The following is an 8,036-nucleotide window of genomic DNA, read 5'->3' as shown; positions in this document are numbered from 1 at the left end:
ACGAATACCGCACCGCCCCGGCAAGCGCCGACCTGTTCCCCGGGCTGGCCCGGCGCCGGCCCGAAGACCGTGCCCGGGTGGCCGCCGCCCGCAAGCGGCTGCGCGAGCATCTGCCCCACACCGAGTACCACCGCTACCGCAACCGGGAGGCGCGCACGGAAACCGCCCACCGGACATGGCGCAACCGGGCCCGCTGGTACCGCACGCTGTTCCACGGCTGCCCGCCCAGCGTCAAACCCTCCACCAGCCCGTTCATGGCCTTCGTCAACGAACCCTACGAACCCGAGACCCTGCCACCCGACTGGCAACCCCCACCGATGACGCCCCACGACCCCGACGAACCCCCACCGTTCTAGGACAGCCTCGTGACAATACTTGTCGCAACGCGCTTTACGCAGGGAACCAGACCCGACGACGACAACCACACGACTACAACCACTGTGTCGGCTGTGGCCCTGGACGCGGAGCCGCCGGTGCCGCGTCACACCGGGCGACCACCACGGCAATGGCGGAATCCGCGATGACGCGCGACGACGTCGTCCTGGCGTTCAGAACCATGTCGCCGAGGACAATCTCGAGATCGCCGCGCAACTACCCGTCGGGGCGATCATCACCAGAAAGCTGGACGACTTCTTCCTGCGCGGCCCACCGTTAGTCGCTCTCGACGATCTCGGCGTAGCGGCCCGGGTTGAACAGCGACGCCACCAGCCCGATGAGCATCATCACCGCGGCGGCGATGAACACCACCGTCAGGCCGGCGTGGAACGGCTCGATGATCAGGTGCGGGAAGAACGTCTGACCGGTCAGCACCTCGGCGTTCACCCCGGGCTGCTGCAGCGCGTGATAGGGCTCGAGCAACTCCGCAATCGGGTTGTACCCGAGGAAGGCCGCGAACAGGCTGCCGACCGGCGGAAGCTCCGCGACGTGCTGGGCCACCGACGCCGAAACCCCTTGCTCCTGAAGACCGTTGCTCAGCGTCTGCGGCAGCGTGTTGGCCAGCCCGACGATCATCAGCGAGAAGAAGATGCCGATCGACAGCGACGACCCGGCGTTGAAGAACGTCGCGCGCACCCCCGACGCCGCGCCGCGCTCGGCCGGCGGCACGCTCGACATGATCGCCGCGGTGTTCGGTGCGGTGAAGATCCCGCCTCCGACCCCATTGAGGAAGATCAGCAGCGCGAACACCCGGTAGTCGAAGTCCACGGGGATCATCACGAGCGCGACGAACGAGGCCGCCATCAGCGCCATCCCGGCGACGGTCAGCGGCCGTGCTCCGTACCGGTCGGACAGCACACCGGCGACCGGCCCGGCGATCAGGAAGCCGAACGTGATGGGCAGCATGTAGATCGCCGCCCACAGCGGGGTCGACTCGAAGTCGTAGCCGCGCAACGGCAACCAGATGCCCTGCAGCCAGATGATCAGCATGAACTGCAGGCCGCCGCGGCCGACCGACGACATCAGCCCGGCCAGGTTGCCCATACCGAACGCGGTGGACCGAAACAGCCGGATGTTGACCATCGGCTGCTCGACCCGCAGCTCGATGAAACAGAACGCCACCAAGAGACCGAGGCCCGCCGCGATGGCGCCGACCACCACCGGGTTGGTCCATCCGGTGGTGGACTCGCCATAGGGCTGGATGCCGTAGGTGATGCCGATCAGCAGCACCGTCAGCCCGATCCCGAACGTCATGGTGCCCGCCCAGTCCAGCCGGCCGGGCGTGCGCACCCCGAGCTCCCGCAGCGAACGCATGCTCCAGACGGTCCCGAGCAGCCCGATCGGGACGCCGACCCAGAAGATCGCCTGCCAGTGCCACTCGGAGAGCACGCCACCGACCAGCAGGCCCAGGAACGAGCCGGCTACCGCGGTCACCATGTTGACGCCCAGCGCCATCCCGCGCTGATTCGCGGGGAACGCGTCGGTCAGGATCGCCGAGGACGACGCCATCAGCATCGCGCCACCGACGCCCTGGACCACCCGCCACACGATCAGCCAGACCGCGCCGCCACCGAGGTGGAACGGGTCGAAGGACAACGCTATCGCCGCCACGGTGAACACCGCGAAGCCGATGTTGTAGATGCGCACCCGGCCGTACATGTCGCCGAGCCGACCGAACGGCACCACCAGCACCGCCGTCACCACCAGGTAGCCCATCAGCATCCACAGCAGGTAGCTGATGTTGCCGGGCGAGAGCGGGTTCAGTCCGATGCCGCGGAAGATCGCGGGCAGCGAGATCAGCACGATGGAGGCGTTCACCGCGGCCAGCAGCGTGCCCAGCGTCGTGTTGGACAGGGCGATCCACTTGTAGCGCGGGTGATCGTGGTCGATGCGACGGCGGCGCCGCGCGGTCTGTTCCGCGGCGCTGTCACTGCTCATCGGGGCCGAACTGTCCATAGGCTCGATATCGGTCGTCATCGCTTCGCATCACCCTCACACACAAAAAACATATATTAGCTATACAAATCAACTGTGGGCAATTCGTATTCCAGGCGAGCGCCTGTTCCCCACGCCCGCGTGCTGCGCTAGCGTGGCAACCGTCAACACGCGGGAGCGCGCACCGAGCGCGCTGAGAGGACGGGTAGGCCCGTCGACCGTACGAACCTGACCGGGTAATGCCGGCGTAGGGAGAGCGAACATGACCAGTGCCCCTGTCGCACCATCCGTCACCACCGGCCCCATCCAGGGCAGCGCGAAGAACTACCGCGTGCTGCCCGACGGCGCGCGGGTGCCGTTCCGGCGGGTCCACCTGAGCAACGGCGAACACCTGGACCTCTACGACACGTCCGGGCCGTACACCGACGCCGAAGCCGTCATCGACCTGGACGCGGGGCTGCCACCGCGGCCCATCGTTCGAGACCGCGGCACCCAGCTGCAGCGGGCGCGGGCCGGGGAGATCACCGCCGAGATGGCGTTCATCGCCGAACGCGAAGGCGTGCCCGCCGAACTGGTGCGCGACGAGGTCGCGCGCGGCCGTGCGGTGATCCCGGCCAACCACAACCACCCCGAATCCGAACCGATGATCATCGGCAAGGCCTTCGCGGTGAAAGTCAATGCCAACATCGGGAACTCGGCGGTGACGTCGTCGGTTGCCGAGGAGGTCGACAAGATGGTGTGGGCGACCCGCTGGGGCGCGGACACCATCATGGACCTGTCCACCGGCCGCGACATCCACCTGACCCGTGAGTGGATCCTGCGCAACTCGCCGGTGCCGGTCGGCACCGTGCCGATCTACCAGGCGCTGGAGAAGACCAACGGCGATCCGGTCGAGTTGACCTGGGAGTTGTACCGCGACACCGTGATCGAGCAGTGCGAACAGGGTGTCGACTACATGACGGTGCACGCGGGCGTGTTGCTGCGCCACATCCCGCTGACCGTCGACCGGGTGACCGGCATCGTGTCGCGGGGCGGCGCGATCATGGCCGCCTGGTGCCTGGCCCACCACCAGGAATCGTTCCTCTACACCCACTTCGAGGAACTCTGCGAGATCCTGGCCCGCTACGACGTGACGTTCTCGCTGGGTGACGGCCTGCGGCCCGGTTCGATCGCCGATGCCAACGACGACGCGCAGTTCGCCGAGCTGCGCACCCTCGGCGAGCTCACCGCGATCGCGAAATCCCATGGCGTGCAGGTGATGATCGAAGGACCCGGCCATGTGCCGATGCACAAGATCGCGGAGAACGTGCGCCTGGAGGAGGAGCTCTGCGAGGAGGCCCCGTTCTACACACTGGGTCCGCTGGCCACCGACATCGCACCAGCCTACGACCACATCACCTCGGCCATCGGCGCGGCGATCATCGCGCAGGCCGGCACGGCGATGTTGTGCTATGTGACCCCCAAGGAGCACCTCGGCCTGCCCAACCGCAAGGACGTCAAGGACGGGGTCATCGCCTACAAGATCGCCGCGCACGCCGCCGATCTGGCCAAGGGCCACCCCAGCGCGCAGCAGCGCGACGACGCGTTGTCCAAGGCGCGCTTCGAGTTCCGCTGGGACGACCAGTTCAACCTGTCCCTGGACCCGGACACCGCCCGGGCGTTCCACGACGAGACGCTGCCCGCCGCACCGGCCAAGACCGCGCACTTCTGCTCGATGTGCGGACCGAAGTTCTGCTCGATGCGCATCACCCAGGACGTGCGCGACGCGATGGCGGCCAAGTCACGCGAGTTCGCCGAACACGGCAACCAGGTCTACCTGCCGGTGGTGCCGTCGTGACGTTCCTGCCGCTCACCCCGCCCGGTCAGACGCCGCTCCGTGTGATGACGATCGCCGGCTCGGATTCCGGCGGCGGAGCCGGTATCCAGGCCGACATGCGGACCTTCGCCCTGCTGGGCATCCACGGGCTGGTCGCGGTCACCGCGGTCACCGTACAGAACTCATTGGGCGTCAAGGGTTTCCACGAGATCCCGGTGGACGTCATCGCCGGACAGATCGAGGCGGTGGCCTCCGACATCGGGCTGCAGGCCGCGAAGACCGGCATGCTCGCGTCGTCGGAGATCATCGAGACGGTCGCCGATGCCTGGGCCGCGCAGGGGCTGGCGGGCAACGTCCCGCTGGTGGTCGATCCGGTGTGCGCGTCCATGCACGGCGATCCGCTGCTGCACCCCAGCGCGCTGAATGCGTTGAAAGACCGGCTCTTCCCGCTCGCGACGCTGGTCACCCCCAACCTCGACGAGGTGCGCCTGCTCACCGGGATCGACGTCGTCGACACACAGACCCAGCACAGCGCCGCGCGGGCGCTGCACGGCCTCGGCCCACGGTGGGCGCTGGTCAAGGGCGGGCATCTGCGGTCCTCGGCGCAGAGTCCCGACCTGCTGTTCGACGGCACCGACTTTCACGAATTCGACTCGCCCCGCATCGACACCGGACACGACCACGGCGCCGGTGACACGCTGGCGGCGGCGATCGCCAGCGCCCTGGCGCACGGCTATCCGGTGCCCGACGCGGTCGCGTTCGGCAAGGGCTGGGTCACCGAATGCCTGCGTGCGGCATACCCGTTGGGCCACGGCCACGGCCCGGTGTCGCCGCTGTTCCGGCTCGGCGAATGCTAGACGACATCGCCGGTGTCGCACACGAGCCGGCCGGAGATCCACACGGCACGGTGGCACTGACGCACGGCGCCGGCGGGAGCCGGGAATCGCCGATGCTGATCGCGGTGTGCGACGAGTGGGCGAGGCGCGGCTGGCTGGCGGTGCGCTACGACCTGCCCTACCGCCGACGCCGCCCCAAGGGGCCACCGTCCGGATCGGCGGCGGCCGACCAGGCCGGGATCGTCGAGGCGGTCACCGTGATCCGCGCGCTGGCCGACGGACCGGTGATCGCCGGAGGACACTCCTACGGCGGACGGCTGACCTCGATGGCCGCCCCGGACCTGAACCTCGACGTGCTGACGTTGTTCTCGTATCCGCTGCACCCACCCGGCAAGCCGGAGCGCGCCCGCACCGGGCATCTGCCGCGCATCACGGTGCCCACGGTGTTCACCCACGGGACCGCGGACCCGTTCGGCAGCATCGCCGAACTGCAGCCCGCCGCGGCGCTGATCGACGCACCCACCGCGATCGTCGAGATCACCGGCGCGCGCCACGACCTGCGCTCCAAGACGCTCGACGTGCCCGCGCTGGCCGTCGACGCGGCGCTGCACCTGCTCGGCCGCCCACCTCGCGACACCCGCTGAGCACGGGTTTCGCTGCTATCGTCGGCTGGTGACCGTGCCGCCCGACCAGCCCGGGTACGGATACGGCCCGCCGTACCCGGCCTACGGTGCGCCGCCCCCGCCGCCGCTGCCCTATCAGAACGCGCCCGGCGGCCAGCCGTACGCACCGGCACCCCGAACCAACTGGTGGGCGATCGTCTCGCTGATCTTCGGCGTCGTCGGCGGCGTCCTCGTCAGCCTGATCTGCGGCGTCATCGGGCTGACGAAGGCCAAGGAGTACGGCAGTGGACGCGGTATGGCGATCGCCGGAATCGTGCTCTCGGCGGTGTGGGCGGTCGTCATCGTCGTGGTGATCATCGTCGTGGGGGTGGCCGGCAAGGACCGGGTGACCGCGACCGATGTCGGTTTCGGCGACTGTCTGGCCGAGATCCCGGACACCGGGACGGTGCTGATGGTCAAGACCGTGGATTGCGCACAGCCGCACGCCGGCGAGGTGTTCGCGGTGCTGACGATGCCCGACGGCGACTTCCCGGGAACCGCCGCGGTCGAGGAGTACCAGAACCGATGCGCGCCCGCCCTGGCCCGCTACTCGCCGTCGTCGATCACCGACGACTCGGTGCAGCTGTATGTGCTCTACCCCACACCCGCGACCTGGGCCGGCGGTGACCGGGCGGTGACCTGCATCGCCACGCTGAACCCGCCGCGCGCGGGCAGTATCAAGGGCTGAGTTCGCCCGGACCTCGGGTACCGTCTACCCATGACTTCGGAGCACTACGACGCGGTCATCGTGGGAGCCGGTTTCGGCGGGATCGGCGCGGCCATCCAGCTCAAGCGGATGGGCTACGAGAACTTCGTCATTCTCGACCGCGAGGACGACCTGGGCGGCACCTGGCACGTCAACCACTACCCGGGCCTGGCGGTCGACGTCCCCACCACCACCTACTCCTACTTCTTCGAACCGAACCCGAACTGGACGCGGCTGTTCCCCACGGGCGGCGAGATCAAGCAGTACGCCGGCGACGTGGCCGACAAGTACGGCGTGCGCCGGCACATGCGGTTCAACACCGTCGTCGAGGGTGCCCGCTGGGACGAGGACGCCAAGCTGTGGCGCGTCGCGCTGGCCGGAGGCGAGACGGAGTCGGCCCGCTTCCTGATCACGGCGACCGGCTTCCTGTCGCAGCCGCAGGTCCCCGACATCGCCGGCATGACCTCGTTCGAGGGACGGGTCGTGCACACCGCGGCCTGGGACGACTCCTACGACCCGACCGGTGAACGGGTCGGCATCATCGGCACCGGCGCCACCGCGGTGCAGCTCATCCCCGAGTTGGCCAAGAAGGCCGCCGACCTGACGGTCTACCAGCGGACGCCGATCTGGGTGGTGCCCAAGGCCGACATCCGGTTTCCCGAGCCCGCCAAGCGGCTGTTCGCCCGGATCCCGCTGACCCAGCGGATGATCAGGGCCGTCACCGACGCGATCTACGAGTTCATGGTGTGGGTGGGCGTGGTGCACTACCGCGTCACCCGGGGACGGTTCAACATCACTGCGGGCGATCTGGCCAAGATGCAGCGGTTCGCCACCATCCGCGACAAGCGGCTGCGCGCCCGGCTCACCCCGGACTACGACCTGGGCTGCAAGCGCCCGACATTCTCCAACAGCTACTACCGCACGTTCACCAAGCCCCATGTGCACCTGCAGGACAGCGGAATCGCCCGCATCGAAGCCGACGGGATCGTCGCCCATGACGGCACCAAGACGGTCATCGACACCCTGGTGCTGGCCACCGGTTTCGACCTGTGGGAGGCCAACTTCCCGGCCATCGAGGTGATCGGCCGCGAGGGACGCAACCTCGGAAAGTGGTGGCGCGAGACCCGTTTCCAGGCCTACCAGGGTGTCTCGATGCCGTACTTCCCCAACTTCCTGTCGCTGGCCAGTCCGTACGCCTTCCTCGGGCTGAACTTCTTCAACACGATGGAGTACCAGATGCGGCACATGGACCGGCTGTTCGGCGAGTTGCAGCGCCTGGGTGCGACGACATTCGAGATCACCGAGGACGCCAACACGCGCTACCTGGACCGGATGACCGAACTGCTCGGCGACTCCATCTTCACCGTCGGCCACTGCGCCTCGGCGCGGTCCTACTACTACGACCCCGCGGGCGAACCCTCGCTGCTGCGGCCGACGTCGACCAGGACGGCGATCCGGGAGGCCTCCGGCTTCCCGGTCAGCGACTACCAGATCAGCTAGTGGTCTGTCTGCGTTTTGATCTGGTGGAGGGTGGCGCGGCCGCGTTGGACTTTGGTGATGATGTCTTCGGCGGTGGCCTTCCAGATAAAGGGTTTGGGGTCGGTGTTCCAGTGGGCGGCCCAGGTGGTGATGGCTTCGGTGAGTTC

General features: G+C 68.3%; 7 protein-coding genes, 1 pseudogene and 1 riboswitch. Of the genes and pseudogenes, 7 read left to right on the top strand and 1 reads right to left on the bottom strand.

Annotated features, from left to right (window positions below):
• Nucleotides 1-356 (top strand): annotated as a pseudogene (locus tag JDV09_RS26145) (HNH endonuclease signature motif containing protein); the annotation flags it as partial.
• The gene (locus tag JDV09_RS27670) at nt 302-655 is read left to right on the top strand and encodes a DUF7715 family protein (RefSeq protein ID WP_443678040.1); all 354 of its coding nucleotides are present in this window, start codon (nt 302-304) and stop codon (nt 653-655) included. The pseudogene JDV09_RS26145 and the gene JDV09_RS27670, both read left to right, overlap by 55 nt.
• Here the strand turns inward: JDV09_RS27670 and JDV09_RS26140 are convergent.
• The gene (locus tag JDV09_RS26140; RefSeq protein WP_255606078.1) at nt 652-2,373 is read right to left on the bottom strand and encodes an MFS transporter; all 1,722 of its coding nucleotides are present in this window, start codon (nt 2,371-2,373) and stop codon (nt 652-654) included. The two genes, JDV09_RS27670 and JDV09_RS26140, sit on opposite strands and share 4 nt — an antisense overlap.
• A 158-nt stretch (nt 2,374-2,531) precedes the next feature.
• A riboswitch (TPP riboswitch) is annotated at nt 2,532-2,641 on the top strand.
• Between JDV09_RS26140 and thiC the strand changes: the two genes are divergently transcribed.
• From thiC to JDV09_RS26115, 5 genes are all read left to right on the top strand, one after another.
• Nucleotides 2,633-4,207 (top strand): phosphomethylpyrimidine synthase ThiC, encoded by a 1,575-nt coding sequence (gene thiC, locus JDV09_RS26135; RefSeq protein WP_221372037.1) that lies wholly within the window; start codon nt 2,633-2,635, stop codon nt 4,205-4,207. It overlaps the preceding riboswitch by 9 nt.
• Complete coding sequence (gene thiD / locus JDV09_RS26130; protein ID WP_221372036.1) at nt 4,204-5,043, top strand: bifunctional hydroxymethylpyrimidine kinase/phosphomethylpyrimidine kinase; 840 nt, start codon at nt 4,204-4,206, stop codon at nt 5,041-5,043. Before thiC ends, thiD begins: the two co-directional genes overlap by 4 nt.
• Nucleotides 5,037-5,666: an alpha/beta hydrolase family protein gene (locus tag JDV09_RS26125; RefSeq protein WP_221372035.1), complete on the top strand. Its 630-nt coding sequence runs from the start codon at nt 5,037-5,039 to the stop codon at nt 5,664-5,666. Before thiD ends, JDV09_RS26125 begins: the two co-directional genes overlap by 7 nt.
• A 25-nt stretch (nt 5,667-5,691) precedes the next feature.
• Nucleotides 5,692-6,372, top strand: a complete 681-nt coding sequence (locus tag JDV09_RS26120; protein WP_221372039.1) for a DUF4190 domain-containing protein — start codon at nt 5,692-5,694, stop codon at nt 6,370-6,372.
• 30 nt (nt 6,373-6,402) lie between these two features.
• Nucleotides 6,403-7,890: a flavin-containing monooxygenase gene (locus JDV09_RS26115; protein WP_221372034.1), complete on the top strand. Its 1,488-nt coding sequence runs from the start codon at nt 6,403-6,405 to the stop codon at nt 7,888-7,890.
• Nucleotides 7,891-8,036 lie beyond the last annotated feature (146 nt).

The sequence above is a fragment of the Mycolicibacterium xanthum genome, assembly GCF_019710635.1.
Classification (GTDB): domain Bacteria; phylum Actinomycetota; class Actinomycetes; order Mycobacteriales; family Mycobacteriaceae; genus Mycobacterium; species Mycobacterium xanthum.
Note: the sequence above shows the minus strand (reverse complement) of the source record. Positions and strands in the feature narration are given on the sequence as shown.